Origin of the sequence: Streptomyces sp. NPDC087310 (assembly GCF_044744405.1) — a bacterium.
In the GTDB taxonomy this organism is placed as follows: domain Bacteria; phylum Actinomycetota; class Actinomycetes; order Streptomycetales; family Streptomycetaceae; genus Streptomyces.
Genome location: NZ_JBIUYF010000014.1, coordinates 1 through 16,679, shown reverse-complemented (window position 1 = coordinate 16,679; position 16,679 = coordinate 1). Strand labels below are relative to the sequence as shown.

Sequence of the window (16,679 nt, the reverse complement as noted above, 5' to 3'; positions counted from 1 at the left end):
CGTACGATCCGGCACCTTCACCTGCCTTTCGGGGGGTGCTGATTGATGTAACAGGTGTTACTGAATGTGTTGCCGAGCGGGCTCGGAGTCTGTGCCGAGCCCGCTCGGAACGGTCCTACGGACTTACTTGGACGAGCCCATCAGCACGTAGTCGTACATACCGAGGTACGACTCGGCGACGGTGACGTTGGTCGCCGAGTCCGGGCGGTAGAGCAGGTTCTTCTTGTAGAAGAGCGGCACGGCGGACGCGTTCTCCAGGACCAGCTTGTCGACCTCGGCCCACTTCTCACCGCGAGCGGTGGCGTCGAGGGTGCCGATGCCGTCGGTCAGCGCCTTGTTGATCTTCGGGTCGTTCAGCTCCATCAGGTTCGTGCCACCGGACGGCTTGATGGCCGAGCCGTTCACGATCGAGTCGAGGAAGCCGTAACCCGTGGGCCAGTCAGCACCCCAGGCCATCATCATCAGGCCGGCCTTGTTGTCGTGGACCCACTTGGGGGAGCCCGCGAAGTCCGTGAAGTACTTGTCGGCCGGGAACTGCTTGATGTCGGCCTCGATGCCGATCGCCTTCAGGCTCTGCTGGATCTGCGTGGCGGCCTGGACCTCGTCGGGACGGTCGGAGCGCGCCGTCAGCGAGGTCTTGAAGCCCTTCGGCTGACCGCACTTGGTGAGCTGTTCCTTGGCCTTGGCCGCGTCGCCCTTGTTGCCCGCGGTCGGGTACAGGTCGAACTTCTTGTAGCCGGCGACCGACGGCGGGATCATCGTGGAGGCGGGGTCACCCTTGACCGAGCCGCCGACGGCGTCGACCACACCGGCCTTGTCCACGGCGTACTGCACGGCCTTGCGGCACTCGATGTTGTCGAACGGCTTCACGTTGACGTTCATCGCCAGGTAGGCGAGCGCGCCGGCGTAGGGGTTGTCCGTCCGGGCCTTCTCGGCCGGCTTGACGAGCACCTTCGGCTGCGTCTTCGACTGCAGGCCGGTGCCGGCGATGTCCGCCGTGATGGTGTCGCTGAGCAGGTGCTCGTCGACCGTCGAGGCGTTGACGTTGAACTTCAGCTCGATCTTGTCCGGCAGCGCCTTGCGGATCGGGTCCGTCGCCGGGTCCCACTCGGGGTTCCGGGAGAACGTCGCGCCGCGGCTCTCGCTGTACGAGTCGAACTTGTACGGGCCCGAGGACACGATCTTCTGGACGTACTCGGCGCCCGTGTCGGCCTTCTGCGGGACCGGGGCCGTCTGCGAGAACGCGGCCAGGTAGTCCATGTCCGCGAACGGCTTGTTCAGCTTGAACGTGATCGTGTACTTGTCCGGCGTCTCGATGGACTTGAGACCGTCGGGCGACTTGTCCTTGTACGGACCCTTGTACTTGTCGCCACCCTCCAGGTACGACTTGAAGTACGTCGGGCCGTTGGAGATGGCCTCGGGCGCGAAGTTGGAGCGCTCGATGGCGTACTTGACGTCCGCCGAGGTGATCTCCGTGCCGTCCTGGAACTTGACGCCCTTACGGAGCGTGTACGTCCAGGTCTTGGCGTCGGGGCTGGCCTTGCCGAGGGAGGTCGCCAGGTCGGGAACGACCGTGAGGCCCTCCTTGCCGGCGGCGGGCTTGAACGACACCAGGGAACGGGCGTACATGCGGGAGAAGTTCTGCACCCAGCCGTAGTACGTGTTGCCCGGGTCCAGGGAGTCCGGGCCACTGGAGTGCTCGTACGTGACCGTCCCCCCCTTCTTGGTGCTGGCGTTGACGATGCTGCTCAGTCCGGCATCGGCCTTCGCGTTGCCGCCCCCACTGCCGTCCTTGCTGTCGCTGTCGCCGCTGCCGCAGGCGGTAGCACCGAGTGCCAACGCCAGCGTGGCGGCGATGGCCGATGCTGTCTTTCTGCTGTTCACCTGAGGAAAGCCCCCTCGATCGATGGTGCGGCCGGGCCGCGATTACTTGCCACGGGGGTCGAGTGCGTCACGCAGACCGTCCCCCAGCAGATTGAAGGCCAGCACGGTGATGAAGATCGCCATGCCAGGAATGACCATGAACATCGGGTCAACCTGGTACAGGTCGACCGCGGTGGACAGCATGCCGCCCCACGAGGACTGCGGCGGGGCGATACCGACGCCGAGGAAGCTCAGGGAAGCCTCGAAGAGGATGTTGGTGGGGATCAGCAGCGTCGCGTAGACGAGGATCGGCGCGATCAGGTTCGGCAGCAGCTCCCGGAAGAGGATGAACGGACCGCGGGCGCCCAGCGACCTGGCCGCCTCCACGAACTCCCGCTCACGCAGGCTGAGCGTCTGCGCGCGCACGATCCGGCCGATGTACGGCCAACTGAAGAAGCCGATCACGAAGATCAGTACGGCGATGCGCAGCGAGAGCCCTTCCAGCCCGAACACCTCGCCCTGGAGCGACGCGGAGATGGAGATCGCGAAGAGGAGCAGAGGGAAGGCGAGGAAGGTGTCCATCATGCGGCTGATGGCGCTGTCGACCCAGCCGCCGTAGAAGCCGGCCACGACGCCCATCACGACGCCGATGACGACGGAGAGCAGCGTGGACCCGGCCGCGACGACCAGGGAGACCCAGGAGCCCTCGATGATGCGGGCCAGGATGTCCCGGCCGGTCTGCGGTTCGACGCCCAGGGGGTGGTCCCAGCTCATACCGCCGAAACTGCCCTTGGGTGCGAGCAGGGTGGGGTCGACCAGGTCCTGGTTGAAGGCGTTGGGGTCAAGACCGAAGAAGGACTGGAGCGGTTTGGAGAGTACGGCGACAAGGACCAGCAGGATCACGATGACGCCGCCCGCCATGGCGACCTTGTCCCGTTTGAAACGCGTCCACGCGATCCGGCCGAGCGAACGGCCCTCGATCTGCTTGCCCCCGGCGCCTTCCAGCACCGCTTCCGGCTGCGCTTGCGCCGCCGACCCGGTGGTCTCGATAGGTGCCGTCATTGCGCTGGAGACCCCTCTCGGCCGACGGTGGCCGGCCTGTGACCGCCGCTGTAGCGGCTCGTTCGCTTCATTGATGTCGCATGGTGGTCCCCCCGGTTCGGGAGATCTGCTTCTGTCAGCGCGTCGCCCACACATCAGTCGCACATACGTGCCGATGCCACCTGCTGGAGGGAGTCTTCAGCCCTATCGCGATCACCCGCCAGCCCCATCGGGGAATGTTTGCTCAACCGTGATGCGATCAGAGGGTTACCGTTATACGGACACGACTTTGGCCTCAACGGACGAGACAGATCACCAATCCGTCAGAATCCACCAGAACGGGCATGCCTGACACACCCGTTCCTCCCCCGTGGAACGTTCAGTATGCGCGAGAGGCGGGGGGCGGATAGCCGTATCCGGTGGACTGGACGGGCGCCGCCTGCGCCGCGTGCGCCTCCCGGTCGTAGAACGGGCGGGAGTTGACGCGCAGCCACATCGTGACCGGGTCGTACTCGTCGGACATCGCGACCGTGGAGACCGGCAGCCCCTCGGGGACGGCGCCGATCGACTGACGCATCATCGCGCGTACGGAGTCGACGGAGGCCGGGCTCGTGTCGTACAGGTCGAGGCCGATCGCCAGGTACGGGGCGCCCAGCGCCGGCTGCACCCACGCCCGGCGCAGCGAGCGCACGGCGGGCGTGCGGTGCGCGTTCTGGGTGAGCAGGGCGTAGAACTGCGGGAGTTGGATGGCGGGCTCGGAGAGCCGCAGCGGGCCCGCGGGCATCCGGTCGAGGCCGGTGGCGATCCGGCGCAGGTCCAGCCACGGGATGCCGAGGCCGCCGCCGGGGGCGTGCGGATTGAGCCAGATCCCCCAGCGGTCCGGGTAGAGGGCGCGGGCGATGTCACGGCCGGAAACCACCTCGTGCGCCCGGGTCCAGCCGCTGGCGGACAGCTCCTGCGCGGAGGTGACACAGGGCGCGTAGCCCAGCCCGTCGACCTCCATGTTGCCGTACTGGGCGTCGGGCGAACCGGCCTGGCCGTGCCAGAGCAGCATCCAGACGCTGTCGTCGGCGAGGGCCTGGAGCAGCGCCTCGTACGCGTCGTACCGTCCCGGCGTCACCTGGCGCAGCATGTGCTCGACCTGCCCGGCCGCCGCGGTGCCTGACGCGCTCACTCTGGGTCCCGCCCCTCTTAGTTCCACCACTCGTCCCGCTCCCCGGCGCCGCGCGGTGCGCCGGCCCGGCCATCAAACCAGCTTAGGCGGCTGGCCTGACACCGACTTGACGGCCGGTGTGCGTGCCGCATAGGCGGAGAGGTGCGGTACGGCTGATTCCGGCCGCATATGCCCCCTGCCCTGACCCGTGGCGCGCCGGACCGTGTCGGGAATGCGCCCGCCCCGTTGTTCCGCCCCGTGAAACGCCTCGCGAACCGCCTCGTCGCCGTGGCGGCGACATGCCCGCGACTACGGGTCATACCCGCCCCGGCCGGTCGTATCCCTCCGTCGTACCCCCGGATGGGATACGACGGAGGGATACGACGGACGGCCGCACGGAGGTTCGCACGCGGGTTCGTACGGAGGGCCGTACAGGGGCCGGGGCCGTACAGGGGCCGAACGGGGGCCGTACGGGGGCCGAACGGGGGCCGAACGGAGGAACCCCCCGTCCGGCCGTCCCGTCTACGCCCGCTCGTAGAAGGGCCTGACCTTCGCCAGCATCCACTCGCCGACCGGATCCTGGGTCAGGTCCAGCAGCAGGAGGTTGACCGGCCAGGCCACCGGTACCCGGCCGAGCGCGCGGCCGAGCGCGTCCATCGGCGCGTTACGGTCGGCGGCCTCCCAGGAGGAGAGCTGGACGCCGATGAAGAGCACCGGCGGCTCGCCCTCGACGCTGGCGAGCGCGCGGCGGGCGGTGGCCACCGTGCCCGTCGCCCCGAACTCGGCGGCGGCGGCGGAGAGGAAGTCGACCGGGTCCTCCTTCCAGTCCGGCTGGAAGAGCCTGACCCGGCCGCCGCTGGCCGGTCCGTCGAGCGGCGTACGCCCCACCCGGCACAGCTCGGCGACGGCGAGCGGCGGCAGCGGCGCCCCGACCGCGCCGCCGGGGTTGATCGCGATGCCGAGCTGCGGGGGCAGTCCGCGGGCGAAGTCGCGGGCCGGCGCGACGGTGAACGCCATGTGGTCGCCGACGCAACTGAGGAACTGCTGGTGCGAGCTGAAGACCGGGACGTACGCGGCGCCGTCGATCTCCACCGTCGGCAGATCGAGGTCGGGGCTGTCGGGGCCGCCCCCGTTGGGCAGCGGCACCCAGACCTCGCTGCGTCCGAGCACCTCGACGAGCCGTCCGCCCGCGGCGTCATTGCCGAGCGAGGCGGTGAGCACCTCTTCCAGCTCGTTGCCCGGCCATGCTGTGTTCACCACTGTGCACCTCTCCACCCCGTCCGCCCAGGACCCTGCCGCAGCACCCTAACGCCGCAGGCCGCGGGGTGCGCCGCGCCGGTCGCTCCGGTGCGTGGGTCACTCCGTGCCCGGTGCCTCTAAGAAGGCGATCCGCTCCAGCGCGCCCGCCGCGTCCCGGTCCAGCAGCACGGTGGAGGCGCACCCTTCCGGGAGCCGGCCCGCCTGTGCGTCCGTGAGCAGCCGGCCGACCGCGCCGCGGTGGCGCGCGAAGGCGTACCCCGAGACGCCCCGGCCGCGCTCACGCTGGCCCTCCCGGGCGGTCTCGGGCGCCACGTCCAGCAGGAGCAGGTGCAGCCGGCGTCCGCGCGCGACGGCCTCCCGGGCGAGCCAGCGCCGTACCCACGTCTGCGTACCGCAGTCGTGCACGACAAGGCTCGCGCCGGAGCGCAGCGCGCGCCGGAGCCCCGCGTAGTGCGCCGTCCGTACGAGGGGACGGTAGACGGCGTAGGGCAGCGCGGGCGGCATCAGCCGCGCCCAGCGGTCCCGCGCGTCCTGGGAGTCGATGCCGCGGCCCTCCGCGGCCCGCCGGATCAGCGTGGACTTGCCGCTGCCGGGCAGCCCGGAGACGACCACCAGGTCCCCGGTGTCGAAGACCAGCCCGTCGGGCCCGCCGCCCTGCCCCAGCCCCCGCAGATCGCGCACGGCCGGCGCGGCGGGCGCGATCTGCGGGCCCGGCGCGGCGGGCGCGGCCGACGCGATCTGCGGTCCCGCCCCCACCGGGCCGTCACCGACCGCGCTCACGCCCTGCTGTGCGGGCACACCCGCGGTCGTGGCACATGTGCCGGACCCCTGCGAGATCATCGCCGTCCCCCTGTCAGCTCAGTCCGTGTCAGCTCAGTGCGTATCAGCTCAGCGCGTCTGGCCCATGACTCTTGCCCATGAAGTGTAAAGACTTGGTAATGTCCCGCAAGCTTCTCACTCGTACCCGCGACGCGCCCGGCCATCCGCGCGACGGCGTGCCGACCGGCCGCACCGCTCCGCGGCGGCCCGTGCGATGATGTGCCCGCCAACTGCATACCGGCCGTTTGAATCCGCGCGGGAGAGTCCCGGTCACCGTGTGCGCCGGGCGCCGAAGGAGCAAGTACCTCCCTTGAATCTCTCAGGCCCCGTACCGCGTGGATGAGGCAGATCTGAAAAGCGGGCCGCCTTGTCGCGGCTCCACCCAAGGTGCAAGTCATGACCTCCTTTACGCGGGGTCGTGATGAACCTCTCAGGTTCCGATGACAGATGGGGAGGATCGTCCTCGCCGTCATGCCCTGGGAGCCACACCGATGAGCCATGTCCCCCCGAGCAGCACCCCCCGTCGTACCGCCCTCGACGCCACGCACCGCGCGCTGGGCGCGACCATGACCGACTTCGCGGGCTGGGACATGCCGCTGCGCTACGGCAGTGAGCGCGACGAGCACACCGCCGTCCGCACCCGCGCCGGGCTCTTCGACCTCTCCCACATGGGCGAGATCACCGTCACGGGGCCGGACGCCGGACGGTTCCTCGACCACGCGCTCGTCGGCAACATCGGCGCCGTGGCCGTGGGCCGGGCCCGCTACACGATGATCTGCCGGGAGGACGGCGGCATCCTGGACGACCTGATCGTCTACCGCCTCGGCGAGGACACGTACATGGTCGTCGCCAACGCCTCCAACGCGGAGACCGTCCTGGACGCGCTCACCGCCCGCGCCACGGGGTTCGACGCCGCCGTACGGGACGACCGCGACGCGTACGCGCTGCTCGCCGTCCAGGGCCCGGAGTCCCCCGGCATCCTGAAGGCGCTGACCGACGCCGACCTCGACGGGCTCAAGTACTACGCGGGCCTGCCGGGCACCGTCGCCGGGGTTCCCGCCCTGATCGCGCGGACCGGCTACACCGGTGAGGACGGCTTCGAGCTCTTCGTCGAGCCCCGGCACGCGGAGGAGCTGTGGAAGGCGCTCACCGAGGCCGGCGCGGGGGTCGGGCTGGTGCCCTGCGGGCTCTCCTGCCGTGACACCCTCCGGCTCGAAGCGGGCATGCCGCTGTACGGGAACGAGCTGTCCACCGCGCTGACCCCGTTCGACGCGGGCCTCGGCCGGGTCGTGAAGTTCGACAAGACCTCGAACGGCGGCGACTTCGTCGGCCGCGCGGCGCTGGAGGCGGCGGCCGAGCGCGCCGCGTCCGCCCCGCCGCGCAAGCTGGTCGGCCTGATCGCCGAGGGCCGCCGCGTCCCGCGCTCCGGGTACCCGGTGGTCGCCGGCGGCGCCGTCGTGGGCGAGGTCACCTCGGGCGCCCCGTCGCCGACGCTGGGCCGGCCGATCGCGATGGCGTACGTGGACGCCGCGCACGCCGCGCCCGGTACGGCGGGGGTCGGCGTGGACATCCGGGGCTCCCAGGAGCCGTACGAGGTCGTGGCGCTGCCGTTCTACAAGCGCCGGAAGTGATACGGACGGCATTCGGCACCACGGCGCCCGCCCCGCCCGTTCGTTCCGTACCGTCTCGGTCCGTACCGTCTCGATCCGTAAGACAGCGGTTCCGCACCACACCCCCGCGTACAGGAGAATTCAGGTCATGAGCAACCCCCAGCAGCTTCGCTACAGCAAGGAGCACGAGTGGCTGACGGCCGCCGAGAACGGCGTGTCGACGGTCGGTATCACGGAGTACGCGGCCAACGCCCTCGGCGATGTCGTGTACGCCCAGCTTCCCGAGGTCGGTGAGACGGTGACCGCGGGCGAGACCTGTGGAGAGCTGGAGTCCACCAAGTCCGTCAGCGATCTGTACGCCCCGGTGACCGGCGAGGTCACCGAGACGAACCAGGACGTCGTCGACGACCCCTCACTGGTGAACTCCGCGCCCTTCGAGGGCGGCTGGCTGTTCAAGGTACGCGTCACGGAGGAGCCGAAGGACCTGCTCACCGCGGACGAATACGCAGAGTTCTCCGGCAACTGACGTGACGCAGCTCACCCGGCCGACCCCGCACCAAGACACCCCAGGGACCGTGATGTCTTCGAAGTCGCTTCTGAACGCCTCACTCCACGAGCTGGACCCCGACGTCGCCGCCGCTGTCGACGCCGAACTCCACCGCCAGCAGTCCACCCTCGAAATGATCGCCTCGGAGAACTTCGCCCCGGTCGCGGTCATGGAGGCCCAGGGCTCCGTACTGACCAACAAGTACGCCGAGGGCTACCCGGGCCGCCGTTACTACGGCGGCTGTGAGCACGTCGACGTGGTCGAGCAGATCGCCATCGACCGGGTGAAGGCGCTCTTCGGCGCCGAGCACGCGAACGTACAGCCGCACTCGGGCGCCCAGGCGAACGCCGCCGCGATGTTCGCGCTGCTCTCCCCCGGCGACACGATCATGGGTCTGAACCTCGCGCACGGCGGGCACCTCACCCACGGCATGAAGATCAACTTCTCCGGCAAGCTCTACAACGTCGTCGCGTACCACGTCGACGGCGAGACCGGCCAGATCGACATGGCCGAGGTCGAGCGGCTCGCCAAGGAGTCCCGCCCGAAGCTGATCGTGGCCGGCTGGTCCGCGTACCCACGTCAGCTCGACTTCGCGGCCTTCCGCCGGATCGCCGACGAGGTCGGCGCCTACCTGATGGTCGACATGGCGCACTTCGCCGGTCTGGTCGCCGCCGGGCTGCACCCCAACCCGGTGCCGCACGCCCACGTCGTCACCACGACCACGCACAAGACCCTCGGCGGTCCGCGCGGCGGCGTGATCCTCTCCACCAAGGAACTGGCGAAGAAGATCAACTCCGCGGTCTTCCCCGGCCAGCAGGGCGGCCCGCTGGAGCATGTCATCGCGGGCAAGGCGGTCTCCTTCAAGGTGGCGGCCACGGACGAGTTCAAGGAGCGCCAGCAGCGCACCCTGGACGGCGCCCGGATCCTCGCCGAGCGGCTGGTGCAGCCGGACGTGACCGAGGTGGGCGTCTCCGTCCTCTCCGGCGGTACGGACGTGCACCTGGTCCTGGTCGACCTGCGCAACTCGGAGCTGGACGGCCAGCAGGCCGAGGACCGGCTCCACGAGGTCGGCATCACCGTCAACCGCAACGCCGTCCCGAACGACCCGCGCCCCCCGATGGTCACCTCGGGCCTGCGGATCGGCACCCCGGCGCTCGCCACCCGCGGCTTCACCGCGGAGGACTTCACCGAGGTCGCCGACATCATCGCGGCGGCGCTGAAGCCGGAGTTCGACCGCGAGGCACTGGCGGGCCGGGTCACCGCGCTCGCCGCGAAGCACCCGCTGTACCCGGGCCTGTAATCCCGTCCCGAGTACGCCGGGGCACCGCGCACACCGGACCACCACCCCCGGTCCGTGCGGCGCGGTGCCCCGTCCCACGTACGGCCTCCTCGCCGTACGACACCTTGTAAGGAGTCACCACCGTGGCCATCTCGGTCTTCGACCTGTTCTCGGTCGGCATCGGCCCCTCCAGTTCCCACACGGTCGGCCCGATGCGCGCGGCGGGCCTGTTCGCGCGCCGCCTCAAGAACGAGGGCCTGCTCGCCCACACGGCGTCCGTACGGTGCGAGCTGTACGGCTCGCTCGGCGCGACCGGGCACGGCCACGGCACCCCGAAGGCCGTCCTCCTGGGCCTGGAGGGCAACTCCCCGCGCACCGTCGACGTGGAGAACGCCGACGACCAGGTGGCCCGCATCCGCGAGGCCGGCCGGCTCAGCCTGCTCGGCGTGCACGAGATCGCCTTCGACAGCGACACGGACCTGGTCCTGCACCGCCGCAAGGCCCTGCCGTACCACGCCAACGGCATGACGGTGTCCGCGTACGACGCCGGGGGCGCCCCGCTGCTGGAGAAGACGTACTACTCGGTGGGCGGCGGCTTCGTCGTCGACGAGTCCCTGCTCGACGAAGGCGCTGCGGGCGAGGACCGCATCAAACTGGACGACACCGTACTGAAACACCCCTTCCGCACCGGGGACGAACTGCTGCGGCTCTCCGCCGACACGGGCCTGTCGATCTCCGCGCTGATGCTGGAGAACGAGAAGGCATGGCGCACGGAGGACGAGATCCGCGCCGGGCTGCTGGAGATCTGGCAGGTCATGCAGGCGTGCGTCACCCGGGGCATGTCCCGCGAGGGCATCCTCCCCGGCGGCCTCAAGGTCCGCCGCCGCGCCGCCCACTCGGCCCGCCAACTGCGCGCCGAGGGCGACCAGCAGGCCCACGCGATGGAGTGGATCACGCTGTACGCGATGGCCGTGAACGAGGAGAACGCGGCGGGCGGCCGGGTCGTCACCGCCCCGACGAACGGCGCGGCGGGCATCATCCCGGCCGTCCTGCACTACTACATGAACTTCGCGGCGGGCGGCGCGACGGCGGCGGAGAAGGACGAGAACGTGATCCGCTTCCTCCTCGCGGCCGGCGCCATCGGCATGCTCTTCAAGGAGAACGCCTCCATCTCCGGCGCCGAGGTCGGCTGCCAGGGCGAGGTCGGCTCGGCCTGCTCCATGGCGGCGGGCGCCCTCGCCGAGGTCCTGGGCGGCAGCGCGGAACAGGTCGAGAACGCGGCCGAGATCGGCATGGAACACAACCTGGGCCTGACCTGCGACCCGGTCGGCGGCCTGGTCCAGATCCCGTGCATCGAACGCAACGGCATGGCGGCGGTGAAGGCGGTCACGGCGGCGAAGATGGCGCTGCGCGGGGACGGCAGCCACAAGGTCTCCCTGGACAAGGTCATCAAGACGATGAAGGAGACCGGCGCCGACATGTCGGTCAAGTACAAGGAGACGGCCCGGGGCGGGCTCGCGGTGAACATCATCGAGTGCTGAGGAAACCTGCTCTGATCAGGGGTTTCTCATCTTTCAGCTCTGTCACGGTCTTTCCTGTCTAGCTGGCGGATCGTCCCTGAAAAGTCCCTCCGGCAGAGCTGAAAGTCCCTGAAAAGTCCCTGGGATAGTGGGCGTCCGAGGCCCGAGTAGACGGCCATCACCCGGCTCTGCCTCAACAGAGAAGGCACTGAGCCTTTTCCATCTTGATCAGGTGGCGAGTACGAGGGCGACGACGGCACGGACGGCGGCTGTGATCCGGGGGGTGCTGCAGCGGAGCTTCCGCAAGAGCCGCCAGGACTTGAGTATGGCCATGGCGCGTTCGCCGAGGCTGCGAATCTTGGCGTGATCGCGGTTGTGGTGTCGGCGCCAGCCGCGGAGGTGCTTGCCACGGATCGGGACACGGAGCGCAGGGTCGGCGCCCTGGTACGCCTTGTCGGCCCAGCACTTGATGTCGTCTACGGCGAGGGCGGCGGGTATGCCGTGGTTCCGGGCCGCGGTCAGGTCGTGTGTGGCTCCCGGCAGTGCGTCCGAGGCCCAGATCAGGCGCCCGGCGGGATCGGCGAGGACTTGCACGTTCATCCCGTGGTGCTTCTTCTTCCCGGAGTAGTACGGCTGGTCGGCGGCAATACGGTCGATGGGTAGCACGGTTGGCTTTATCGAGCAGTAGTGACGTCACTTCTCGACGGGTTTGGGAGGCGCCCAGAACCACGGTCGGGTGATGTTGATGAGTTCGGGAGGCACTGGGGTTCTTGCCAGGGCAGCATCGGGATGCTCCTGGTGAAAGGTCCTGGTCATGCCGCGAATGTCGAAGGTCGAGCTGTACGCGGCGATCCGGCGTGACCATCGCGGCGGCATGTCGATGCGGGAGCTTGAGCGCAAGCACGGAGTGACCTGGCGAACGGTGCGGAAGGCATTGGACTCGTCCTGGCCCGAGCCTCGTAAGAAGTTGCCTCCCCGAGCCACCACGCTGGACCCGTACAAGCCGGTGATCGACGGGATCCTGCGGGCAGATCTGGACGCACCGCGCAAGCAGCGGCACACGGTCACCCAGATCTTTCACCGGCTGATCGAGGAGCACGGGGCGGACGTCACCTACGGAGTGGTGCGCTACTACATCGCCAGTCGGAAGCCCGAAATCCTGGTCGAGTCGGGCAAGGCACCGCTGCAGGCGTTCGTCCCGCAGACCCACCTGCCCGGTCACGAAGCCGAGGTCGACTTCGGTGACGTAACTGTGCGGCTGGGCGGCGAGCTGGTGACCTGCTGCCTGTTCTCCTTCCGGCTGTCGTACTCGGGCAAGGCAGTCCACCGCGTATTCGCCTCCTGCGGCCAGGAAGCCTTCTTCGAAGGCTACGTCCACGCACTGCGGGCCCTGGGCGTGGTCCCACGCACCAAGGTCCGATACGACAACCTGAAGGCCGCCGTCGCCAGGGTGCTGGGGCAGAACAGGGGAAGAGTCGAGGCCGACAGATGGGTCGCCTTCCGCTCGCCTTCGGCATCGAAAGTTTCTACTGCCGACCCGGCATCGAAGGCGCCCACGAGAAGGGCGGAGTCGAAGGGATGATCGGCTACTTCCGACGCAACCACTTCGTCCCTGTCCCCGAGGTCGCCTCGTTCGCCGAACTGAACGAGATGGTCGAACAGTGGGACCGGCAGGACGACGCCCGCCGCATCGGCTCCAGACCCAAGACGGTCGCGGAGTACTTCGCACTCGAACAACCGCTGCTGATGCCACTGCCCGAGGAACCGTTCGAGACGGGCCGACTGTTCATCCCTCGAGTCGACCGCTACAGCCAGATCCCGGTCCGCACCAACCGCTACTCAGTCCCGACCCGGCTGATCGGTAAACGCGTGCGCGTCGTGCTGCACGCCTCTCACCTGGTGGTTTATGACCAGAACGTGGAAGTCGCCCGGCACGAACGGCTGATCGCGAAAGGCGCCGTCCGCCTAGACCTGGACCACTACCTGGAAGTCTTGGTCCGCAAGCCCGGCGCCTTCCCTGGCTCCACAGCCCTCGAACAGGCCCGCTCGGCAGGCAGATTCACCCCGGTCCACGATGCCTGGTGGGATCAGGCCCGCAAGATCCACGGTGAGCGGGACGGCACCCGGGCTCTGATCGAGGTGCTCCTGCTGGGTCGGCACCTGCTTCATGAACATGTCGTGGCCGGCTTGGCTGCGGCTCTGCGGGCAGGGGCGATGACCGCAGACGCCGTCGCTCTGGAAGCCCGCAAGGCTGCCCAGGCGGAGACCGAGCCCGCCCCCGCAGCGGACCGGCTGGTTTCCGGCGAACCGTCGGCGACGGTGATGTCTCTGCACGAGTGGCGGCTCGCACACCTTCCTGCGGACACCAGACCGCTGCCCTCGGTGGCCCCCTACGACCAACTGCTCCGACGCCGCCGCACCAGCGACAGCGATCACCGTAAGGGAGAAGCACAGTGACCCTGCTCCGCCAGCGAGGCTTGACCGAGCAGGCCGCCGACGCCGCCATCGACAGCGCCTGCCGGCTTCTGCGGCTGCCGTCGATCCGCAACGAGTTCTCTGACATCGCCGGACCGGGCGCTGAAGGACCAGATGACCTACCGCGGCTTCCTTGCCGAACTCCTGATGACCGAGTGCGACGACCGGTCCCGCCGCCGCTCGGAGCGACGTATCAAGGCAGCAGGATTCCCGCGGGAGAAGTCGCTGCGGGCCTTCGACTTCGACGCGAACCCCAACGTCGACGCCGCGACCATCCACACCCTGGCCAGCTGTGAATGGATCAAGAAGAGTCAGCCGCTCTGCCTGATCGGTGACTCCGGCACCGGCAAGTCCCACATGCTCATCGCCCTCGGCACCGAAGCCGCCATGAAGGGCTACCGCGTCCGCTACACCCCCGCCACGAAACTGGTGAACGAGCTCGTCGAGGCCGCCGACGAGAAGCATCTGAACAAGACCATCGCCCGCTACGGCCGAGTCGACCTCCTCTGCATCGATGAGCTGGGCTACATGGAACTCGACCGCCGCGGCGCCGAACTCCTCTTCCAGGTCCTGACCGAACGCGAGGAGAAGAACAGCGTCGCCATCGCCTCCAACGAGTCCTTCGGCGGCTGGACCAAGACCTTCACCGACCCCCGCCTCTGCGCGGCCATCGTGGACCGCCTCACCTTCAACGGCACCATCATCGAGACCGGCACCGACTCCTACCGCCTCGCCAGCACCCGCGCACGAGCCGAGGAACCCGCCAAGGCCGGCTGAGTCCGGTGGCGGTGAGAACGCCTCAACGTGTCGGTGTCACTACTACCTAACCTGGGCCTGCCTTGGCAGCTTGGTTAGTTGAGAACCCAAGGGGGGTGGGAGTCAGCTCGAACAAACAGGTGGCATGAAGCCGTGCGCTCCGTCTACCTTGCGCCCGTGACTGGTGATCCGAAGCGCGTACCAAGTAGCTTGCCCGCAACGTCTACGGAACCGATCGTGCCAGTCTCCGACGATTCGACAACGGCAGCCGATCGTCTACCGGCGCATCCCGGGCCCACCGAGGGATTGTTCTCCAGGCGATACGCTGCCGCCACCTCCAGTTTCGCCGCGGTGATGTTCCTGACCGGGTTTGCCGCGCTGGCCGTGGTCCCCACATTGCCGACGGCAGCGCGAGACCTGAATGGAGTGTCGCTCTTCCCCCTGGTGGCGGGATGCTTCATAGCTGCGAGTCTGCTCGGTGGGGTACTCGGTGGTCATTGGGCAGACCGCGCAGGGGCGCTACGTCCGCTCGCGGCGGGCGTGGTACTGGCAGTGGCCACCCTGCTGGTCTCGGGAGCCAGCACCTCGATCTGGCAGCTGGCGGCCGGCCGCTTCCTAGACGGGCTGGCGGGCGGGATGGTCGCGGTGTCGATCAACGCCGCCATCGGCCGGGCCTACCCCGAGCATCTGCGGCCACGCGTAATGGCGTTGATGAGTGCCTGCTGGATTGTCCCGTCGCTGGTCGGTCCTCCGCTGGCGGGACTGGTGGTCGAGTGGTGGTCCTGGCGCGCGGTGTTCTTCGGTCTGGCCGCTCTCACCGTGCTGCCCGCCCTGGTGGTGGTGGCCGTGCTGCGAGGCGCTTCCTGGGCGGCCGCGCCCGCACGGTCGGGAGACAAACTGCCGCGCCCCGCTCTGATGGTCGCGACAGCCGTAAGCCTGGGCGCGGCGTTGGGGCAATACGGCGTCTCGGGCTGGGACATGCGCCACCTGCTCTTCGCAGCGGGCGGATTCGCTCTGCTGGTGGTGTTCGCGTCAAGATTGCTGCCGCCGGGTACCTGGCGTGCCGCGCGCGGCCTGCCGGCCACGGTGCTGCTGTGCGGCCTGGGATCAGGCGTGTTCTTCACACTGGAGGCATACGTACCCCTGCTGCTGATCACCGACCGGGGCGCTTCGCCCGTAGTAGTCGGTATGGCCTTCACGGGAGCTGCCTTGGCCTGGGCCAGCTCCTCCTGGGTGCAGGGCCGTCTGCTGGAGGACTGCCCTCGCCACCGTTTGGTCGTGGCGGGCGCACTGGTGCAGGCAGCGGCAGTCGCGCTCGCGGTTGCCGGGACACTCCCCGCGACGCCCGCGTACACCGCCGCATCGGCGATGGTCGTCGCGGCCGTCGGCATGGGAATGTACGCCCCGTCCCTCACCGTGCTGTCACTCACCCACAGCCCACCCGGTCGGCAGGGTTACGCCAGCAGCGCGATGCAGACCACCCAAAACCTGGGACAGATAACAGTGCTGGGCCTCTCCTCCGCCCTACTCAACGCCTGCCTCGGCGCCGGCTCGACCGACACCGTCGGATACAGCGTCGCCTTCGGAATGCTGCTCGCACCGTGCGCCCTGGCAGCCCTGCTCGCCACCCGCGCACGCAGCACCTGAGCCGCAACCTTCCCGAAAATGCCGTCATTTGTCATCGACATCAGCGAGCCAGACGGTCACCATTTGCCTCCGGAACCGGTCGACAAACGCTGTTCCTAGAGATCAACGAAGCCACACGGTGCCGTCGAGGATCACGTACGCCTTCTTCCGGACGGTCGTCATGGCCTGTTGCAGCGTGGGCGCGAGGGCGGCCAGTAGGTCGACGGCCTCGCGTATGTAGCGGTAGGCCGTGGCGATCCCGATGCGGAAGCCCGCGGCAAGGCGGGCGTAAGTGTCGCCGCAGCGTAGGTGGGCCAGGACGAGCAAGGCCTGCCGGCCGCAGGTCAGGCGACGCCAGCGCGAACCAATCCGACGACGGTGACCTGCGAGAAGACCGGAAAGATGCCGCAGAGTGCGGCTGGACAGATCGATGCCGGACGGGTAGACAAGCACGCGAAAGCTCCTGGCGGACTGGTGATCTTGGTCGTGAACCCGTCTACCAGGAGCTTTCTTCATGCCCTCCGCCGGGGCTGCCAGCCCAACCACCCGTCAGGTTGGAAAGGCTCACTGCCCAAGATCCACTTTCGGTACACGGCCTAAAGGGTGTTGCAGAAGGTTCAGTTCTGGGCGTTTTATCTGTATGGGTGGGGTGTTGCGGGCTGAGCCGGTCTGGGTGGAGACGTTCACGGGCTTGCGGATGGATCGGTTCGCCGAGCTGGTGAAGGCGGTG

General features: G+C 68.8%; 10 protein-coding genes, 5 pseudogenes and 1 riboswitch. Of the genes and pseudogenes, 8 read left to right on the top strand and 7 right to left on the bottom strand.

What is annotated here, in order from left to right:
• Positions 1-123: 123 nt before the first annotated feature.
• The 5 genes from ACIO3P_RS37365 to ACIO3P_RS37345 form a co-directional block, all read right to left on the bottom strand.
• A complete protein-coding gene (locus ACIO3P_RS37365; protein ID WP_401791090.1) occupies positions 124-1,884 on the bottom strand; it encodes an ABC transporter substrate-binding protein in 1,761 nt (586 codons plus the stop codon).
• Between the two features lie 42 nt (positions 1,885-1,926).
• Positions 1,927-2,925 carry an ABC transporter permease gene (locus ACIO3P_RS37360; RefSeq protein ID WP_329822090.1) on the bottom strand — a complete coding sequence of 333 codons (999 nt, stop codon included), beginning with the start codon at positions 2,923-2,925 and terminating at the stop codon, positions 1,927-1,929.
• A 358-nt stretch (positions 2,926-3,283) separates the two neighbouring features.
• Positions 3,284-4,078 carry an enhanced serine sensitivity protein SseB C-terminal domain-containing protein gene (locus tag ACIO3P_RS37355; protein WP_329822089.1) on the bottom strand — a complete coding sequence of 265 codons (795 nt, stop codon included), beginning with the start codon at positions 4,076-4,078 and terminating at the stop codon, positions 3,284-3,286.
• 501 nt (positions 4,079-4,579) lie between these two features.
• Positions 4,580-5,314: an enhanced serine sensitivity protein SseB gene (locus ACIO3P_RS37350; RefSeq protein WP_329822088.1), complete on the bottom strand. Its 735-nt coding sequence runs from the start codon at positions 5,312-5,314 to the stop codon at positions 4,580-4,582.
• Between the two features lie 99 nt (positions 5,315-5,413).
• Positions 5,414-6,157, bottom strand: coding sequence for an AAA family ATPase (locus ACIO3P_RS37345; RefSeq protein WP_401855593.1), 744 nt, complete (start codon positions 6,155-6,157; stop codon positions 5,414-5,416).
• A 225-nt stretch (positions 6,158-6,382) separates the two neighbouring features.
• Positions 6,383-6,480: riboswitch (glycine riboswitch) on the top strand.
• A gap of 147 nt (positions 6,481-6,627) precedes the next feature.
• On the opposite strand from ACIO3P_RS37345, the gene gcvT reads away from it, so the two are divergent.
• The 4 genes from gcvT (at position 6,628) to ACIO3P_RS37325 (ending at position 11,113) form a co-directional block, all read left to right on the top strand.
• Entirely contained in the window at positions 6,628-7,767 is a 1,140-nt protein-coding gene (gene gcvT, locus ACIO3P_RS37340; RefSeq protein ID WP_401855596.1) for a glycine cleavage system aminomethyltransferase GcvT, read from the top strand.
• 127 nt (positions 7,768-7,894) lie between these two features.
• Entirely contained in the window at positions 7,895-8,272 is a 378-nt protein-coding gene (gene gcvH, locus ACIO3P_RS37335; protein WP_329822085.1) for a glycine cleavage system protein GcvH, read from the top strand.
• Between the two features lie 52 nt (positions 8,273-8,324).
• A complete protein-coding gene (gene glyA / locus ACIO3P_RS37330; RefSeq protein WP_401791097.1) occupies positions 8,325-9,593 on the top strand; it encodes a serine hydroxymethyltransferase in 1,269 nt (422 codons plus the stop codon).
• A gap of 122 nt (positions 9,594-9,715) precedes the next feature.
• On the top strand, positions 9,716-11,113 hold the full coding sequence (locus ACIO3P_RS37325) for an L-serine ammonia-lyase (protein ID WP_329822083.1): 1,398 nt from the start codon (positions 9,716-9,718) through the stop codon (positions 11,111-11,113).
• Between the two features lie 207 nt (positions 11,114-11,320).
• Here ACIO3P_RS37325 and ACIO3P_RS37320 read toward each other — a convergent pair.
• Positions 11,321-11,761, bottom strand: a pseudogene (locus ACIO3P_RS37320) (transposase family protein); the annotation flags it as partial.
• Positions 11,762-11,906: 145 nt separating this feature from the next.
• Here ACIO3P_RS37320 and istA point away from each other — a divergent pair.
• The 3 genes and pseudogenes from istA to ACIO3P_RS37305 all read left to right on the top strand — a co-directional run bounded on the left by istA (position 11,907) and on the right by ACIO3P_RS37305 (position 15,970).
• Positions 11,907-13,549 (top strand): annotated as a pseudogene (gene istA, locus ACIO3P_RS37315) (IS21 family transposase).
• Positions 13,546-14,344, top strand: a pseudogene (gene istB / locus ACIO3P_RS37310) (IS21-like element helper ATPase IstB). The pseudogenes istA and istB overlap by 4 nt, the downstream one beginning before the upstream one ends.
• A 333-nt stretch (positions 14,345-14,677) precedes the next feature.
• Positions 14,678-15,970, top strand: coding sequence for an MFS transporter (locus ACIO3P_RS37305; protein ID WP_401855600.1), 1,293 nt, complete (start codon positions 14,678-14,680; stop codon positions 15,968-15,970).
• A 114-nt stretch (positions 15,971-16,084) separates the two neighbouring features.
• Here ACIO3P_RS37305 and ACIO3P_RS37300 read toward each other — a convergent pair.
• Positions 16,085-16,402: pseudogene (locus ACIO3P_RS37300) on the bottom strand (transposase family protein); the annotation flags it as partial.
• A gap of 187 nt (positions 16,403-16,589) precedes the next feature.
• On the opposite strand from ACIO3P_RS37300, the pseudogene ACIO3P_RS37295 reads away from it, so the two are divergent.
• Positions 16,590-16,679, top strand: a pseudogene (locus ACIO3P_RS37295) (IS5/IS1182 family transposase); the annotation flags it as partial.

Excerpts from the sequence above, each read along its gene's own strand:
- ACIO3P_RS37360 (WP_329822090.1), bottom strand. The coding sequence starts at position 2,925 with ATGACGGCACCTATCGAGACCACCGGGTCGGCGGCGCAAGCGCAGCCG.
- ACIO3P_RS37345 (WP_401855593.1), bottom strand. The coding sequence starts at position 6,157 with ATGATCTCGCAGGGGTCCGGCACATGTGCCACGACCGCGGGTGTGCCC.
- gcvT (WP_401855596.1), top strand. The coding sequence starts at position 6,628 with ATGAGCCATGTCCCCCCGAGCAGCACCCCCCGTCGTACCGCCCTCGAC.
- gcvH (WP_329822085.1), top strand. The coding sequence starts at position 7,895 with ATGAGCAACCCCCAGCAGCTTCGCTACAGCAAGGAGCACGAGTGGCTG.
- glyA (WP_401791097.1), top strand. The coding sequence starts at position 8,325 with ATGTCTTCGAAGTCGCTTCTGAACGCCTCACTCCACGAGCTGGACCCC.
- ACIO3P_RS37305 (WP_401855600.1), top strand. The coding sequence starts at position 14,678 with ATGTTCCTGACCGGGTTTGCCGCGCTGGCCGTGGTCCCCACATTGCCG.